General features: G+C 72.1%; 12 protein-coding genes and 3 tRNA genes. 10 read left to right on the forward strand and 5 right to left on the reverse strand.

Annotated elements, in window-relative coordinates; all coding sequences use genetic code 11:
• Positions 1-44: 44 nt before the first annotated feature.
• From ACE1OA_RS23520 to ACE1OA_RS23535, 4 genes are all read left to right on the forward strand, one after another.
• Positions 45-1,340 (forward strand): deoxyguanosinetriphosphate triphosphohydrolase, encoded by a 1,296-nt coding sequence (locus ACE1OA_RS23520; protein ID WP_147977899.1) that lies wholly within the window; start codon positions 45-47, stop codon positions 1,338-1,340.
• Between the two features lie 132 nt (positions 1,341-1,472).
• Positions 1,473-2,732: an NAD(P)/FAD-dependent oxidoreductase gene (locus ACE1OA_RS23525; protein ID WP_356598546.1), complete on the forward strand. Its 1,260-nt coding sequence runs from the start codon at positions 1,473-1,475 to the stop codon at positions 2,730-2,732.
• A gap of 29 nt (positions 2,733-2,761) precedes the next feature.
• Positions 2,762-4,651 (forward strand): DNA primase, encoded by a 1,890-nt coding sequence (gene dnaG, locus ACE1OA_RS23530; protein WP_432753323.1) that lies wholly within the window; start codon positions 2,762-2,764, stop codon positions 4,649-4,651.
• Between the two features lie 234 nt (positions 4,652-4,885).
• Positions 4,886-6,202, forward strand: coding sequence for a sigma-70 family RNA polymerase sigma factor (locus ACE1OA_RS23535; RefSeq protein ID WP_432753324.1), 1,317 nt, complete (start codon positions 4,886-4,888; stop codon positions 6,200-6,202).
• Positions 6,203-6,267: 65 nt separating this feature from the next.
• On the opposite strand, the gene ACE1OA_RS23540 is transcribed toward ACE1OA_RS23535, so the two are convergent.
• From ACE1OA_RS23540 to ACE1OA_RS23555, 4 genes are all read right to left on the reverse strand, one after another.
• Positions 6,268-8,205 (reverse strand): ABC transporter ATP-binding protein, encoded by a 1,938-nt coding sequence (locus ACE1OA_RS23540; RefSeq protein ID WP_356598540.1) that lies wholly within the window; start codon positions 8,203-8,205, stop codon positions 6,268-6,270.
• The gene (locus ACE1OA_RS23545; RefSeq protein WP_356598538.1) at positions 8,205-9,938 is read right to left on the reverse strand and encodes an ABC transporter ATP-binding protein; all 1,734 of its coding nucleotides are present in this window, start codon (positions 9,936-9,938) and stop codon (positions 8,205-8,207) included. The genes ACE1OA_RS23540 and ACE1OA_RS23545 overlap by 1 nt, the downstream gene beginning before the upstream one ends.
• 104 nt (positions 9,939-10,042) lie before the next feature.
• The gene (locus tag ACE1OA_RS23550; protein WP_356773926.1) at positions 10,043-11,482 is read right to left on the reverse strand and encodes an FGGY family carbohydrate kinase; all 1,440 of its coding nucleotides are present in this window, start codon (positions 11,480-11,482) and stop codon (positions 10,043-10,045) included.
• A 180-nt stretch (positions 11,483-11,662) separates the two neighbouring features.
• Positions 11,663-11,965, reverse strand: coding sequence for a YtxH domain-containing protein (locus ACE1OA_RS23555; protein ID WP_356598534.1), 303 nt, complete (start codon positions 11,963-11,965; stop codon positions 11,663-11,665).
• 168 nt (positions 11,966-12,133) lie between these two features.
• Between ACE1OA_RS23555 and ACE1OA_RS23560 the strand changes: the two genes are divergently transcribed.
• The 3 genes from ACE1OA_RS23560 (at position 12,134) to ACE1OA_RS23570 (ending at position 12,526) form a co-directional block, all read left to right on the forward strand.
• A tRNA-Asn gene (locus tag ACE1OA_RS23560) sits at positions 12,134-12,206 on the forward strand.
• Between the two features lie 5 nt (positions 12,207-12,211).
• Positions 12,212-12,284, forward strand: a tRNA-Asn gene (locus ACE1OA_RS23565).
• A 165-nt stretch (positions 12,285-12,449) separates the two neighbouring features.
• Positions 12,450-12,526: transfer RNA gene (locus tag ACE1OA_RS23570), tRNA-Ile, on the forward strand.
• A gap of 283 nt (positions 12,527-12,809) precedes the next feature.
• Here the strand turns inward: ACE1OA_RS23570 and ACE1OA_RS23575 are convergent.
• Positions 12,810-13,226: an organic hydroperoxide resistance protein gene (locus ACE1OA_RS23575; protein ID WP_147977891.1), complete on the reverse strand. Its 417-nt coding sequence runs from the start codon at positions 13,224-13,226 to the stop codon at positions 12,810-12,812.
• 104 nt (positions 13,227-13,330) lie between these two features.
• Here ACE1OA_RS23575 and ACE1OA_RS23580 point away from each other — a divergent pair, with 104 nt between their 5' ends.
• The 3 genes from ACE1OA_RS23580 (at position 13,331) to ACE1OA_RS23590 (ending at position 15,646) form a co-directional block, all read left to right on the forward strand.
• On the forward strand, positions 13,331-13,813 hold the full coding sequence (locus tag ACE1OA_RS23580) for a MarR family winged helix-turn-helix transcriptional regulator (RefSeq protein ID WP_356773930.1): 483 nt from the start codon (positions 13,331-13,333) through the stop codon (positions 13,811-13,813).
• A 133-nt stretch (positions 13,814-13,946) separates the two neighbouring features.
• Positions 13,947-14,393, forward strand: coding sequence for a GNAT family N-acetyltransferase (locus ACE1OA_RS23585; protein ID WP_384867390.1), 447 nt, complete (start codon positions 13,947-13,949; stop codon positions 14,391-14,393).
• A complete protein-coding gene (locus tag ACE1OA_RS23590; protein WP_386540083.1) occupies positions 14,390-15,646 on the forward strand; it encodes an MFS transporter in 1,257 nt (418 codons plus the stop codon). The genes ACE1OA_RS23585 and ACE1OA_RS23590 overlap by 4 nt, the downstream gene beginning before the upstream one ends.
• The last annotated feature ends 328 nt before the right edge of the window (positions 15,647-15,974 follow it).

A 15,974-nucleotide genomic window follows, 5' to 3' on the forward strand; every position in this document is an offset into this window, starting at 1 on the left:
ACGCGCTGCCCCCAGGTGTCGGTCCCTCCGGTTACCTTCGGTGCATGGAAGGCAACACGGACACCCCGGGCTACGACGACACCGCCACCGAACGCTGGGCCGCCGAACCCGACAAACGGCCCGGACGCACCGCCTTCCAGCGCGATCGCGCGCGGGTGCTCCACTCCAGCGCCCTGCGGCGACTGGCCGGCAAGACCCAGGTCGTCACCCCCGGAACCCGCGGCCACGCCTGGGACGCCAGCCCCCGCACCCGGCTCACCCACTCCCTGGAGTGCGCCCAGGTCGGCCGCGAACTGGGCGCCGCCCTCGGCTGCGACCCCGACCTCGTCGAAGCGGCGTGCCTCTCCCACGACATGGGCCACCCGCCCTTCGGGCACAACGGCGAACAGGCCCTCAACGACTTCGCCAAGGACTGCGGCGGGTTCGAGGGCAACGCCCAGTCGCTGCGCCTGCTCACCCGGATCGAACCGAAGCGGTTCATCGCCGACCCCGCCGGCGGCGAGCCCGTCAGCGTCGGCCTCAACCTCACCCGCGCCGCGCTCGACGCCGCCACCAAGTACCCCTGGCCGCGCGGCGGTCACCCCGAGGACCCCGACTCGTCCAAGTTCGGCGTCTACGAGGACGACCTCCCGGTCTTCGCCTGGGCCCGCCAGGGCGCGCCCGGCCACCGCAAGTGCTTCGAGGCCCAGGTCATGGACTGGTCCGACGACGTGGCGTACTCCGTGCACGACTTCGAGGACGGTCTGCACGCCGGCCACATCGACCCCGACATGCTCTTCGCCGAGCCCGAGCGCGCCGACATCTGGACGGTCGCCCTCGGCCGCTACGTCCCGCCGGACACCGACCCGCAGGAGCTCGCCGACGCCCTCGACCGGCTCACCGGACAGGACTGGTGGCCGCACGGCTACGACGGCTCGGCCGTCGCCCAGGCCCGTCTCAAGGACGCCACCAGCCAGTTGATCGGCCGCTTCTGCCTCGCCGCCGAGGGCGCCACACGGCAGCGGTACGGCACCGGCCGCCTCACCCGCTACGCGGCCGAACTCGTCGTCCCGCGGGAGACCCGCAACGAATGCGCCGTTCTCAAGGCCGTGGCCGACCGGTACGTGATGCAGCGCGCCGAGCAGGAGGCGCTCCGCGCCGACCAGCGCATCGTCCTCGCCGAGCTCGCCGAGGCGCTGACCGCCCGCGCTCCCGAGGAACTCGACCCGCAGTTCCGCGCGCTTTTCGACGAGGCCGGCGACGACCGCGCGCGCAAGCGGGTGATCATCGACCAGATCTCCTCCCTCACCGACGCCTCCGCCCGCGCCCTCCACGCCCGGCTCCACCCCCGCCACGGCTGACCGGCCGACGAGGCCACGCCCCCTTCCGCCATCACGCTCCGTGCGGGAGGCTCGCTGCAAGGCCCGAGGCGGAACGGCCCGCCGAACGGCCGGAGGCGTAGCGTGGAAGCGGTCGCAACGAGGAGGCATCACGTGGTCGACGCAGATCAGACCTTCGTCATCGTCGGCGGGGGCCTCGCCGGGGCCAAAGCCGCGGAGACCCTTCGCGCCGAGGGCTTCAACGGCCGGGTGATCCTCATCGGCGACGAGCGTGACCATCCCTACGAACGACCGCCGTTGTCCAAGGGCTACCTCATCGCCAAGGACGAGCGCGACAGCGTCTTCGTCCACGAGGCCGCCTGGTACGCCCAGAACGACATCGAGCTCCACCTCGGGCAGGCGGTCACCACCGTCGACCGCGCGGCGCACACGGTCCGCCTCGGCGACGGCACCACCATCCGTTACGACCGGCTCCTGCTGGCCACCGGCTCCGAGCCCCGCCGCCTCGACATCCCCGGCACCGGGCTCGCCGGTGTCCACCACCTGCGACGCCTGGCCCACGCCGACCGGCTGCGCCACGTGCTGGCCGCCCTCGGCCGCGACAACGGCCATCTGGTGATCGCGGGCGCCGGCTGGATCGGCCTGGAGGTCGCCGCCGCGGCCCGCGGGTACGGGGCCGAGGTCACCGTGGTCGAGTCCGCGCCGACCCCGCTGCACCAGGTCCTCGGCCCGGAGCTCGGCCAGCTCTTCGCCGACCTGCACGCCGAGCACGGCGTCCGCTTCCACTTCGGCGGCCGGCTCACCGAGATCGTCGGCCAGGACGGCATGGTCCTCGCCGTCCGCACCGACGACGGCGAGGAGCACCCCGCGCACGCCGTCCTCGCCGCCATCGGCGCCGCGCCGCGCACCGCCCTCGCCGAGTCGGCCGGCCTCGCCCTGGTCGACCGCGCCCACGGCGGCGGCATCGCCGTCGACGAGTCCCTGCGCACCTCCGACCCGGAGATCTTCGCGGCCGGCGACGTCGCCGCCGCGCACCACCCGCTGCTGCACACCCGCCTGCGCGTCGAGCACTGGGCCAACGCCCTCAACGGCGGCCCGGCCGCCGCCCGCGCCATGCTCGGCCGCCCGGTCAGCTACGACCGGGTGCCGTACTTCTTCTCCGACCAGTACGACCTGGGCATGGAGTACTCGGGCTGGGCCCCGCCGGGCTCGTACGACCAGGTCGTCCTGCGCGGCGACGCCGGCAAGCGTCAGTTCATCGCCTTCTGGCTGAAGGACCGCCGGGTGCTCGCCGGGATGAACGTGAATGTGTGGGACGTCACAGAGCCGATCCAGCAGCTCATCCGATCCGGTGCCCCGGTGGACCCGGACGCCCTCGCGGACCCCTCGGTCCCCCTCGACGGCCTGATCTGAGAAGCCGCCCGGCACCGTAGGATTCATGCGTGGCAGGCAGGATCAACGATGACGACGTGAAGGCGGTACGGGACGCGGTCCCGATCGACTCCGTCGTGTCCGAGTACCTTCAGCTGCGCAACGCGGGCGGCGGCAACCTCAAGGGCCTGTGCCCCTTCCACGACGAGAAGTCGCCCTCCTTCCAGGTCAGCCCCAGCAAGGGTCTGTTCCACTGCTTCGGCTGCCAGGAGGGCGGCGACACGATCGCCTTCGTGATGAAGATCGACCACCTCTCCTTCTCGGAGACGGTCGAGCGCCTCGCCGCCAAGGCGGGCATCACGCTGCGATACGAGGAGGGCGGCTACAACCCCGGCCACCAGCGCGGCGAGCGCATCCGGCTGATCGAGGCCCACAAGGCCGCCGCCCAGTTCTACGCCGACCAACTCGGCGGCGCCGAGGCCGAGATCGGCCGGAAGTTCCTCGCCGAACGCGGCTTCGACCAGGCCGCCGCCGAACACTTCGGCGTGGGCTACTCCCCGGCCGGCTGGGACCACCTCACCCGCTTCCTGCGCGGCAAGGGCTTCTCCGACAAGGAGCTGATCCTCTCCGGGCTCTCCCAGGACGGCCGCCGGGGCCCCATCGACCGCTTCCGGGGACGCCTGATGTGGCCGATCCGGGACGTCGGCGGCGAGGTCGTCGGCTTCGGCGCCCGCCGGCTGCGCGAGGACGACAACGGCCCCAAGTACCTGAACACGCCCGAGACGCCGATCTACAAGAAGTCCCAGGTGCTCTACGGCATCGACCTGGCCAAGAAGGACATCGCCAAGGTCAGCCGAGCCGTCGTCGTCGAGGGCTACACCGACGTCATGGCCTGCCACCTGGCCGGCGTCACCACCGCCATCGCCACCTGCGGCACCGCCTTCGGCGGCGACCACATCAAGATCCTCCGCCGGCTCCTGATGGACAACGGCTCGGCCCGGGTGATCTTCACCTTCGACGGCGACGCGGCCGGCCAGAAGGCCGCCCTGCGCGCCTTCGAGGACGACCAGAAGTTCGCCGCGGAGACCTACATCGCCATCGCGCCGGACGGCATGGACCCCTGCGACCTGCGGCTGGCCAAGGGCGACCAGGCCGTGGCCGACCTCGTCGAGCCGCGCACCCCGCTCTTCGAGTTCGCCCTGCGCCAGATCGTGCGCCGCTACGACCTGGAGACCCCGGCCGGCCGGGCGGCCGCCCTCGACGAGGCGGCCCCGATCGTCGCCCGCATCAAGAACGGCGCCTCGCAGCACGAGGTCGCCGTGCAGCTCGCGGGCATGCTCGGCATCCTCGACACGCCGTTCGTGGTCCGGCGCGTCGCCCAGGTCGCCCGCTGGGCCCGCGACCGCGGCGGCCGGGGTCCGGCGCCCGCGCAGAACCGCACGGCGCCCCCGCCGATGCAGGCCCCCCAGGCCCCGGCCGGCCCCGCGCTCAACCTGCGCAGCCCGGCCCACCGCACCGAGCGCGAGCTCCTCAAACTGGCGCTCCAGCGCCCCGAGCTGGTCTCGCCCGCCTTCGACGCCTACGGGGTCGACGAGTTCACCGCACCGCCCTACGCGACCGTCCGCCAGTGCATCCAGGACGCGGGCGGGGCCACGGACGCGCCCTCGGACTACCTGGCCGCCGTCCGCGAGGCCGCGCCCAACGACACCGTCCGCGCGCTGGTCACCGAACTCGCCGTCGAGGCGATCTTCGCCAAGACCGTCGACGAGGCCTACGCGGGCGACCAGCTCGTCACCGTCCGCCTGCGCGCGGTCGACCGCCGCATCCGCGAGGTGCAGGGCTCCCTGGCGCGCCTCGGCGCGCACGGGGACCCCGAGCAGCAGGCGGCCGTGCAGAACGAGCTGTGGGTGCTGACCCAGTACGGACAGTCCCTGCGGAACAACGGCGCGGCCGCGCTCTGAGAGCTGCGCAGGCGGCCCCGGAAGGGGCTCCGGCCCACGGCGCGCGGCCGGCGTCCGGGGGCACGAGGGCGGCCGTCGGACGGTCCGCGCCCTTCCACGACGGCACCGGCGGCGGCACGCCGCCGCGCCCCGGCCGCCGTCCGGGACGACGTCCCCCTTCGTAGTCGTCCGCATTCAAAAAGTCACCGCACGCCCCTCGTGGCGGTGATGTGTCGTACCCCACACTGGTGGGCGGTGCCTGAGCCCTCGGAGCGTGCCCCCGCGGTTCCGCTCATCGTGTACGGGACGGACAGTGGCGGCCCGGCCGCGCCCGTCCCGCTGTCGCACGCCCCCGAACCGGCAGCGAACACCCTGGAGGTCGCCCCCGTGCAGACCCGGACCCTGCCCCCGACCCACGCCGTGCCCGGACAGCGTCCGGCCGCCCACCACCCCGAGGCGCCGGAGCCCGTGGGGTCCGCCGTCCCCCTCGCGTCCGACGACCCGGAGGCCGGGCCGGATCCGGCCGGCCTCACCGACGAGACGGACCCCACGGACCCCACAGCCCCCACGGACGCGGCCGCGGCGGCCGCGCCGGTCGAGACGGAGCCGCTGGAGGAGGCCGAGGCACCCGCCCCGCGCCGTGTGGACACCGGCGGGAGCGGACCCTCCTCCGACCTCTTCCGCCAGTACCTGCGCGAGATCGGCCGCATCCCGCTGCTCACCGCGGCCGAGGAGGTCGAGCTCGCCCGCCGCGTCGAGGCCGGGCTCTTCGCCGAGGAGCGGCTCGCCTCCGCCACCGACCTCGACTCCCGGCTGGCCCTCGACCTGGACCGGCTCGTGGTCATGGGCCGGATGGCCAAGCGCCGCCTCATCGAGGCGAACCTGCGCCTGGTCGTCTCCGTCGCCAAGCGGTACGTGGGTCGCGGGCTGACGATGCTCGACCTGGTCCAGGAGGGGAACCTCGGCCTCATCCGCGCGGTGGAGAAGTTCGACTACGCGCGCGGCTACAAGTTCTCGACCTACGCGACCTGGTGGATCCGCCAGGCGATGTCCCGCGCGCTGGCCGACCAGGCCCGGACCATCCGCGTCCCCGTCCACGTCGTGGAGCTGATCAACCGGGTCGTCCGGGTCCAGCGCCGGATGCTCCAGGAACGCGGTTACGAACCCACGCCCGAGGAGGTCGCCGCCCAGCTCGACCTGGCACCCGAACGGGTCGGCGAGGTGCTGCGACTCGCCCAGGAGCCGGTCTCCCTGCACGCCCCGGTGGGCGAGGAGGACGACGTCGCGCTGGGCGACCTGATCGAGGACGGGGACGCCGCCTCCCCGGTGGAGTCCGCCGCCTTCCTGCTGCTGCGCGAGCACCTGGAGGCGGTCCTCTCCACCCTCGGCGAGCGCGAACGCAAGGTCGTCCAGCTCCGCTACGGCCTCGACGACGGCCGGCCCCGCACCCTGGAGGAGATCGGCCGGATCTTCGGCGTGACGCGCGAACGCATCCGCCAGATCGAGTCCAAGACCCTCAACAAGCTCCGGGACCACGCCTTCGCCGACCAGCTGCGCGGCTATCTGGACTGAGGCGTGGCCCTCGGGTCCGTGCGAGGTCCCCGGTGCCGGACGGACGCCCGGCACCGGGAACGGGGTCAGTCGACCTCGACGACCGCCTGGGCGAACTGGGCGGCGTAGAGCCGCGCGTACGCCCCGTCCGCCGCCAGCAGCTCGTCGTGCGTGCCCTGTTCGACGATCGAGCCGTTCTCCATCACCAGGATCACGTCGGCGTCCCGGATCGTGGAGAGCCGGTGCGCGATCACGAAGCTGGTCCGCCCGTGGGCGAGACGCGCCATCGCCTTCTGGATCAGGACCTCGGTCCGGGTGTCGACGGAGCTGGTCGCCTCGTCCAGGACGAGGATCACCGGGTCGGACAGGAACGCCCGCGCGATGGTGATCAGCTGCTTCTCGCCGGCGCTGACGCCCGCCCCGTCGTCGTCGATGACGGTGTCGTAGCCGTCCGGCAGCGTGCGGACGAAACGGTCGGCGTGCGCGGCCCGCGCCGCCTCCTCGATCCGCTCCCGGGTGACCGGGCCGCTCGCACCGTAGGCGATGTTCTCGGCGATCGTCCCGCCGAACAGCCACGTGTCCTGGAGGACCATGCCGATGCCGGCCCGCAGGTCCTCGCGGGACATCGACGTCGCGTCCACGCCGTCGAGCGCGATCCGGCCGCCGGTGACCTCGTAGAACCGCATGAGCAGGTTCACCAGCGTCGTCTTGCCCGCGCCCGTGGGTCCGACGATCGCCACCGTCTGCCCCGGCTCCACCGTCAGCGACAGGTCCTCGATGAGCGGCTTGTCGGCCTCGTAGCGGAAGGACACGTGGTCCAGCTCGACCCGGCCCTTGGCGGCCGCGGACTCGGAGGGCCGTTCGACGACCGGGGAGTCCGGCTCCTGCTCCTCGGCGTCGAGCAGCTCGAAGATCCGCTCGGCCGAGGCGACGCCCGACTGCACCAGGTTCGCCATGGACGCGACCTGCGTCAGCGGCATCGAGAACTGCCGGGAGTACTGGATGAACGCCTGCACGTCACCGATCGACAGGGTGCCCGAGGCCACCCGCAGACCGCCGACGACGGCGACCAGCACGTAGTTGATGTTCGAGATGAAGAACATCACCGGCTGCATGACGCCGCTGTTGAACTGGGCCTTGAAGCCGGCCTCGTACAGCGCCTCGTTCTGCTCGCGGAAGTCGGCCGCCGACTCGTCCTGCCGCCCGAAGACCTTCACCAGCGCGTGACCGGTGTACATCTCCTCCACGTGGGCGTTGAGCTTGCCCGTGGACTTCCACTGCTGCACGAAGTGCGGCTGCGAGCGCTTGCCCACCTTGGCCGCCACGACCACCGACACCGGCACCGTCACCAGGGCGACCAGCGCCAGCAGCGGCGAGATCCAGAACATCATCGCCAGCACGCCGACGATGGTGAGCAGCGAGTTGATCAGCTGGCCCATCGACTGCTGCAGCGTCTGCGAGATGTTGTCGATGTCGTTGGTGGCGCGGCTGAGCACCTCGCCCCGCTTGGCCTTGTCGAAGTACGACAGCGGCAGCCGGGCCAGCTTCGCCTGCACGTCCTCCCGCATCCGGAACACGGTGCGGTTGATCACCTTGATCGACATCCGGGTGGAGACCAGCATCAGCAGGCCGGCCACCACGTAGACGGCGAGCGCCCACAGCAGCACCTGACCCACCGCGGTGAAGTCGATGCCCTGTCCGGGGGTGAAGTCGACCCCGGACAGCATGTCCGCCATCCCGCCGTTGCCCTCGGCCCGCAGCGAGTCGATCGCCTGCGCCTTCGTGGCGCCCTCGGGCATCTGCCGCCCGACCACGCCCGCGAAGACCAGGTCGGTCGCCTTGCCGAGGATCTTGGGGCCGACCACCGAGGCGGCCACGCTGAGCACGCCGGCTATCACCATCGGCCAGAGCGCGCTCCGTTCGGGCGCCAGCTGCCGCAGCAGCCGCTTGCCCGAGCCCTTGAAGTCCATCGACCTCTGGTCGGGGCCGCCGCCGGCCATCATCCGTCCGCCAGGACCGGCCATCAGGCTGCCTCCGCCTCGGTCAGCTGGGAGAGCACGATCTCCCGGTACGTCTCATTGCCCGCCATCAGTTCGTGATGGCGTCCGGTCCCCACGACCCGGCCCTGGTCCAGGACCACGATCCGGTCGGCGTCCCGGATGGTCGACACCCGCTGGGCGACGATCACGACGGTCGCGTCCGCCGTCTCCTCGGACAGCGCGGCCCGCAGCATCGCGTCGGTCTTGTAGTCGAGCGCCGAGAACGAGTCGTCGAACAGGTAGATCTCCGGCCGCTGCACCAGCGTCCGGGCGATGGCGAGCCGCTGGCGCTGCCCGCCGGACACGTTGGTGCCGCCCTGCGCGATCGGCGCGTTCAGGCCGGCCTCCAGCTCCCGTACGAAGTCCGCCGCCTGGGCCACCTCCAGGGCGTGCCACAGCTCCTCGTCGGTCGCGTCGGGCTTCCCGTACCGCAGGTTCGTCGCGACCGTGCCGGAGAAGAGGTACGGCTTCTGCGGGACGAGTCCGACCGTCCGCGCCATCAGCGCCTGGTCGAGCGTCCGGACGTCCACGCCGTCGACCAGGACCTCGCCGCCGGTCACGTCGAAGAGCCGCGGCACCAGTCCGAGCAGAGTGGACTTGCCGGAGCCGGTCGAGCCGATGATCGCCGTGGTCTCGCCGGGCCGGGCCTCCAGGGCCACGTTCCGCAGCACCGACTCCTCGGCGCCCGGGTAACGGAAGTCCGCCCCCCTGACCTCCAGATGCCCGCGCTGCCGCAGCTCGTGCACCGGCGCGACCGGCGGCACCACGCTGGACTCGGTGCCGAGGACCTCCTCGATGCGCTCGGCGCACACCTCGGCGCGCGGCACCATCATGAACATGAAGGTGGCCATCATCACGGCCATCACGATCTGCATCAGATAGGCGAGGAAGGCGGTCAGCGCGCCGATCTCCATCTCGCCGCTGTCGATGCGGTGTGCTCCGAACCAGACCACCGCGATGCTGGAGACGTTCACGACCGTCATCACGGTCGGGAACATCAACGCCATCAGCCGGCCGGTCGCCATCGACACGTCGGTCAGCTCCGTGTTGGAGACCTTGAAGCGGTCGCGCTCGTAGTCGTCCTTCACGAACGCCCGGATCACCCGGTTGCCCGAGATCTGTTCGCGCAGCACCCGGTTCACCGTGTCCAGCCGCTCCTGCATGGTGCGGAACAGCGGACGCATCCTCTTCACGATCAGCGAGACCGCGACGCCGAGGACCGGGACCACCGCGAGCAGCACCGCCGACAGCGGCACGTCCTGCCCCAGCGCCATGATGATGCCGCCGACGCACATGATCGGCGCGGACACCATCAGCGTGAACGCCATCAGCACCAGCATCTGGACCTGCTGGACGTCGTTGGTGGTGCGGGTGATCAGCGACGGGGCGCCGAAGTGCCCGACCTCGCGGGCCGAGAAGGACTGCACGCGCTCGAAGACCGCGGCGCGGACGTCGCGGCCGAGCGCGGACGCGGTCCGGGCCCCGTAGTACACGGCGCCGATGTTGCAGACGACCTGGACGACGGAGACCGCGACCATCAGGGCGCCGAAGCGGAGGATGTAGCCGGTGTCCCCGTTCACGACACCGTTGTCGATGATGTCGGCGTTGAGGGTCGGCAGGTAGAGCGAGGCGCAGGTCTGCAGCAGCTGCAGGAGCACCAGCAGGGCGATGGGCTTCTTGTACGGTCCGAGGTGGGTTCGGAGGAGTCTTATGAGCACGGGTTCTACTATCGCCCGTGGCCCCGAGGCGTTACGACCGAGTTTTGCCGACCTGGTCAAGCCTTTGCGAAGCCGGGCTCCGGGACCGCCCCGGCGCCCGACGGCTACGCGTCGAAGGCGCCCGGGTGGATCTGCTCCCGCGTTGCCCGGTACTGCTGCCGCACCGCCTGACCCACCGCCAGTTCCTCGCCCGGCTCGAAGACCTGGGCCGCGGCGCCCTGCCAGGCCGGCGGCGCGCCGGGGGAGAGCCTGCCGTGCGAGACGCCGAGGGCCCACGCGGCCTGCCGGGCCGCGCCCAGCGCCGCGTAGTCCGCCGGCTGCGGGACGACGACCTGCGCGCCGAAGACGGCCGGCGAGAGCGCCTGCACGGCGGGCAGCTCGGCCGCCGCGCCCAGCAGGAACACCCGCCGCACCTCGACGCCGCGTCCGCGCAGCACGTCCATGGCGTCGGCGAGCGCGCAGAGCATGCCCTCGAAGGCGGCCCGCGCGAGGTGCTCGGGCTTCATCGACTCGCGGCGCAGACCGCTGAGGGTGCCGGCCGTGTGCGGCAGCTGCGGGGTGCGCTCGCCCTCCAGGTAGGGGAGCAGGACGAGACCGGAGGCGCCGGGGGTCGACTTCAGCGCGAGCGCCGACAACTCCTCCAGGTTGTCCACGCCGAGCATCTCGGCGGTGCCGCGCAGCGCCCGGACCGCGTTGGAGGTGTGCACGACGGGCAGGTGCATGCCGGTCGCGTCGGCGAACGAGGTGATCATGCCCTTCGGGTCGGTGAGCGCCTCGTGGTGCACGGCCATCACCGAGCCGGAGGCGCCCAGGGAGACGACCGCGTCCCCGGGGCCGAGCCCGAGGCCGAGCGCTGCGGCCATCGTCTCGCCGGTGCCGGCGGAGATCAGCAGGCCCTCGGGGGTGGTCCCGGCGGCCTCGGCGGGGCCGAGGACCTCGGGCAGCATGGCCATGTGGCCGAGCGCGAGCTCGACCAGATCGGGACGGTAGGTGCCCGCGCCGGCCGACCAGTAGCCGGTGGCGGACGCGGCGCCGCGGTCCGTGGTGCGCCGGAGGGGGCGGCCGAGGAGCTGCCAGACCAGCCAGTCGTGCGGCTGGAGGACCATCGCGACCCGCTGGGCGTTCTCGGGCTCGGTCCGGGCCAGCCAGCGCAGCTTGGCCACGGGCTGCCCGGCCTGCGGGACGGACCCGACCGCCTCGGCCCAGGCCCGCCGCCCGCCGAACCCCTCGACCAGATCGGCCGCGGCGACCTGCGCCCGCTTGTCGTTGCCGATCATCGCGGGCCTCACGAGACCGCCCTGCTGGTCCAGCGGCACCAGTCCGTGCTGCTGAGCGGAGACACCGATGGCCTGGACCCCCTCCAGCAGACCGCCGGTGGCCGCCTCGCCGAGCGAGAGCAGCCAGACCTGCGGGTCGACGTCGGTGGCCTTCGGGTCGCCGGGATGCTGGGCATAGCCCTGCCGCAGCACGGCACCCGTGTCCGCGTCACAGACGACGATGCGTGTGAACCCCGAAGAGCTGTCCAAACCCGCGACTATCCCCATGGCAGGAGATTCTGCCGCACGCGGAGGAGTAGGGGGAGCGCCCGCGGGGTAGGAGACGCGTTTTCGCGCACGGTCCGGAACCGGCCCGGCGCCCCGGGGCCATGGCGCGTCCGGACGGTGCGCGGCCCCGGGTCCGGTGAGCGGCGCCGCGTGAGCTTGCCCACGGTCCGCGTGCGGGGGTCAGGTGTTGCTGACGCCCCACTCGTCCTCGGTCACCTGGCCGTTGTGGTGGCGCAGGGCGTGGATCCGCTCGGTCATCGAGTCCGGCAGCCGGTCGCCGACCTTGTCGCTCACCACGTGGAGCGCCTTGCCGGCCACCTGGCGGCCGGTCTGCGCCGCGGACTCCGCCGCGTTGCGCACGGCGGGGTTCTGCGAGAGCTCCCGCGCGGACTTCTTCATCTGCTCGTAGCGCTCGCGCCCGGCCCGTGTGCCGATGACGTAACCGACGGCCAGTCCCACGACGAACGTCAGCTTGTACCGCACGGCGGCACCACCCTTCCCTGGAAGTTCCCTGATGCCTCACTGGTGCCCACGAGAGCGCGCGGCATACCGATTGGCGGAGCACCCCCCTGCTTGCGCTAATGTATGTGTCGCAGCGAACGAGCGCCGCCCGGGACACCCGAGGTGGGTACGTTCGGTGCAACGCAGCAATCCCCTGTAGCTCAATTGGCAGAGCAGCCGGCTGTTAACCGGCAGGTTACTGGTTCGAGTCCAGTCGGGGGAGCGCGATCCCCTGTAGCTCAATTGGCAGAGCATTCGGCTGTTAACCGGAGGGTTGCTGGTTCGAGTCCAGCCGGGGGAGCGATCGGAAAGAGGACCCTTCGGGGTCCTTTTTCTTTTGCCCGGGAACCATCTCGTCCGGGGCGAAGTCCTCATGATTGTGGTTGCCGGGCGCCACAGCAGGAGATCGTATGAGCAGCTATGCTGCGGCAGACGGCGCGCACACTTGTACGCGCCACGCCGTTGAGGGGCGGTAGCTCAGCCGGTTAGAGCAGCGGACTCATAATCCGTCGGCCGTGGGTTCGAGTCCCACCCGCCCCACCAACGCACGGTGAAGCAGAATCGTTCTGGCCTGCGCGATCGCCGGCCGGGCGATTCGCCACCGCGAGCGGTGTCCGCCTCGTGCATCTCACCCCAGTCTGCGGACGGCGGGCGCGAGCAGCCGGCCCGACACGCCCCACGTCACCCGGATGACACGGCCCGTGTGTCGGCCACTCCTGCGCGGGCCGCCTCTTCCACCCCCCAGCCGGTGCTGTCCGGGCCCGGGAACGGCGAACGCCCCCGGTGCGTGGGGCTGCACCGGGGGCGGACGTGGCCGGGGTGGCGACTACTCGATGACGAGCTCCACCTGGATGTTGCCGCGGGTGGCCTTGGAGTACGGGCAGAAGGCGTGGGTCTTCTCGAGCAGCGTGCGGCCCGGCTCGCCCTGGAGGTGGTCCGGGAACTCGGCGCGCATGACGACCGCGAGACCGAAGCCGCTGTCGGCCTCGTCCTTGCCGATGCTGACCTCGGCGGTCACCGAGACGTCCTTGACGTCGATCTTCTCCTGGCGGGCGATCACGCCCATGGCGCTGGCGAAGCAGGCGGCGTAGCCGGCGGCGAAGAGCTGCTCCGGGTTCGTGCCCTGGCCGTTGCCGCCGAGCGCCTGGGGGTGGGCGAGGGGGAGGTCGATGTGGCCGTCGGAGCTGACGGCGCGGCCCTCGCGGCCGTTGGCGGTGGCGACAGCGGTGTAGATCGCGTTCATGGGTGTCTCTTCCTGTCCTCGTGCGGAGCCGGTGCGGTGCTGAGTCATTGGTATCGCACAATTCAGTTGTGCACAACTCAATGGTCCTCGCGTAACCTGAAGCCATGGAGACGCTCGACACGACCCGGGACGAGGACTTCCTCCGGCTCGACCACCAGATCTGCTTCTCGCTGCACGCCGCCACCCGCGCGTTCAACGGGGTCTACCGCGGTGCGCTCAAGGAGCTCGGGCTCACTTACCCCCAGTACCTGGTCATGCTGGTCCTCTGGGAGCACGGCGAGCTGCCCGTGAAGCGGATCGGCGAGCACCTGCGGCTCGATTCGGGCACCCTGTCACCGCTGCTCAAGCGGCTGGAGGCGGCCGGGTACGTCGAGCGGCGGCGCAGCGCCGAGGACGAGCGCTCGGTCACCGCGCGCGCCACCGAGGCCGGCGCCGAGCTGCGGGACAAGGCCCTCGGTGTGCCGCGGCGGATCGCCGCCGCGACGGGGATGTCGCTGGAGGAGATCCGCGGCCTGCGGGCCCAGCTCAACGCACTGGCCGCCCGGCTCGACGACGTCGACCCGGACGACCTGAGCCCCTGCGGCTGACCGGCGCCCGAGCGGCGGCGGGCCGCGCAATGGGCCGCGGCCGGGTGCGGTCCGTACGTCCCGACCTGGGGTTCGGTACGCGCCAGGAGGAAGCTGTAAGGACTCCTTTACCCTCCATCCCTATACTCCCTCCATGCCCGCCATCACCGTCCGACGCGCCACCGCAGAGGACTCCCGCCGCCTCACCCAGCTCGTCAGGAAGTCCGGTGCGTATCGCGGTGACTACGCCGTCATGGTCGACGGCTACGTCGTCGGAGGCCCGTACATCGAGCACCACTGCGTCCACGTCGCCGTCGACGGCCAGGGGCGCATAGTCGGCTTCTACGCCCTCCTCCTCGACGAGGCCGAGCTCGACCTCGCCTTCGTCGCCGACGACGCCCAGGGCCTCGGCACCGGACGCCTGCTGATGGAGCACATGACCGGCGAGGCCCGCGCCGCCGGCCTGAGGTCCGTACGGGTCGTCGCGCATCCGCCCGCCGAGGAGTTCTACCTGCGGACCGGCGCACGCCGGACCGGAGCCGTCGAACCCGCCGGCGGGATCTACTGGACCCGGCCCGAGCTCCGGTTCGACGTCGCGTGACCGAGACCCGGGCCCCCGCCCCCGAACGCCGCCGCGTCCTCGCGGACCTCACCCCGCTGCGGACCTCCGCGCACTACCGCCGCCTCTGGTTCGGCAACACCGTCTCCTGGGTCGGCCAGGGCATGACGGCCCTCGCCGTCTCCCTCCAGGTCTACGAGATCACCCGCTCGCCCTTCTCCGTCGGGCTCGTGGGCCTCTTCTCGCTCGTGCCGCTGGTCGTCTTCGGCCTCTACGGCGGCGCCATCGCCGACACCGTCGACCGCCGCAGGCTCGGACTGGCCAGCGCGACCGGCTCCGCCGTGCTCTCCGCGGCCCTCGCCGCCGCCGCGTTCGCCGGGTTCCACCACGTCTGGTTCCTGTACGCGATCGTCGCCCTGCAGTCGGTCTGCGCGGCGCTCAACTCACCCGCCCGCACCTCGATGATCCCCCGACTGCTGCCGGCGGAGCAGCTGCGTGCCGCGAACGCGCTCAACTCCATGACGACGACGTTCGGCACGCTCGTCGGCCCGAGCCTGGGCGGCCTCCTCGTGGGCGTCGGCGGCTTCCAGACCGCGTACCTCATCGACGCCGTCGCCTTCTCCGCGGCGCTCTACGCGATGTGGCGGCTGCCGTCGATGCTTCCCGAACGGACCGGCGCCAAGCGCGCCTCCGTCCTCGACGGGCTGCGCTTCCTGGCCACCCGGCCCAACCTGCGCATGACCTTCTTCTCCGACTTCTGCGCGATGATCCTCGCCCACCCGCGGGCGCTCTTCCCCGTCGTCGCCGTGCTCTGGTACGACGGCGACGCCCGCACCACCGGCCTGCTCGCCGCCGCCCCCGCGGCCGGGGCGCTGCTCGGCGGGGTGCTGTCCGGCTGGCAGGGACGCATCCGCCACCACGGACAGGCGATCCTCCTCGCGGTGGCGTGCTGGGGGACGGCGATCGCCGTCTTCGGCCTCACCCGCAACCTCTGGCTCGGGCTGCTGTTCCTCGCGCTCGCCGGGTACTCGGACACCGTCTCCATGATCTTCCGCAACACGATGATGCAGGTCGCGGCGCCGGACGAGATGCGCGGCCGGCTCCAAGGGGTCTTCATCGTGGTGGTCGCGGGCGGCCCGCGCCTCGGCGACTTCCTCGCGGGCTCGGTCGCCGACCTCACCTCGCCGACCGTCGCGATCACCGGCGGCGGACTGGCGTGCGTGCTGGCGGTCGGCCTCCTGGCACTCCGCGGCCGCGGCTTCCGCCGCTACGACGCGCTGGACCCCACGCCGTGACACGTCGGCGGTGCGACCACCGGGCCGCGCCGCCGACGTCAAACCGCCCCAGGGGGTGTCCCGTCCTTCAGGCCGGGCTCCCGGCCTGAAGGACGGGCCCCTGAACCGGTACGCCCGGCGAGACGCCCCCTTGGTCCCCCGACCTTCCGTCCGGCCGAGCCTTCCGCCGCACGTCCTGCGTGCCCGCCCCGCCCCGCGCCGCAGGTCCTCCGGCCTGATCGATCGCTCAACGGCACCCGCCCCTCTGGCGGTTGGCCGCCACGGCAGGTACCCGCCAGGCCGAGCCGGACTCAACCGGACGCGAACGGCCGAGACTCGTCGCGGCACC

Source organism: Streptomyces sp. JL2001 (assembly GCF_050917515.1).
Classification (GTDB): Bacteria; Actinomycetota; Actinomycetes; order Streptomycetales; family Streptomycetaceae; genus Streptomyces.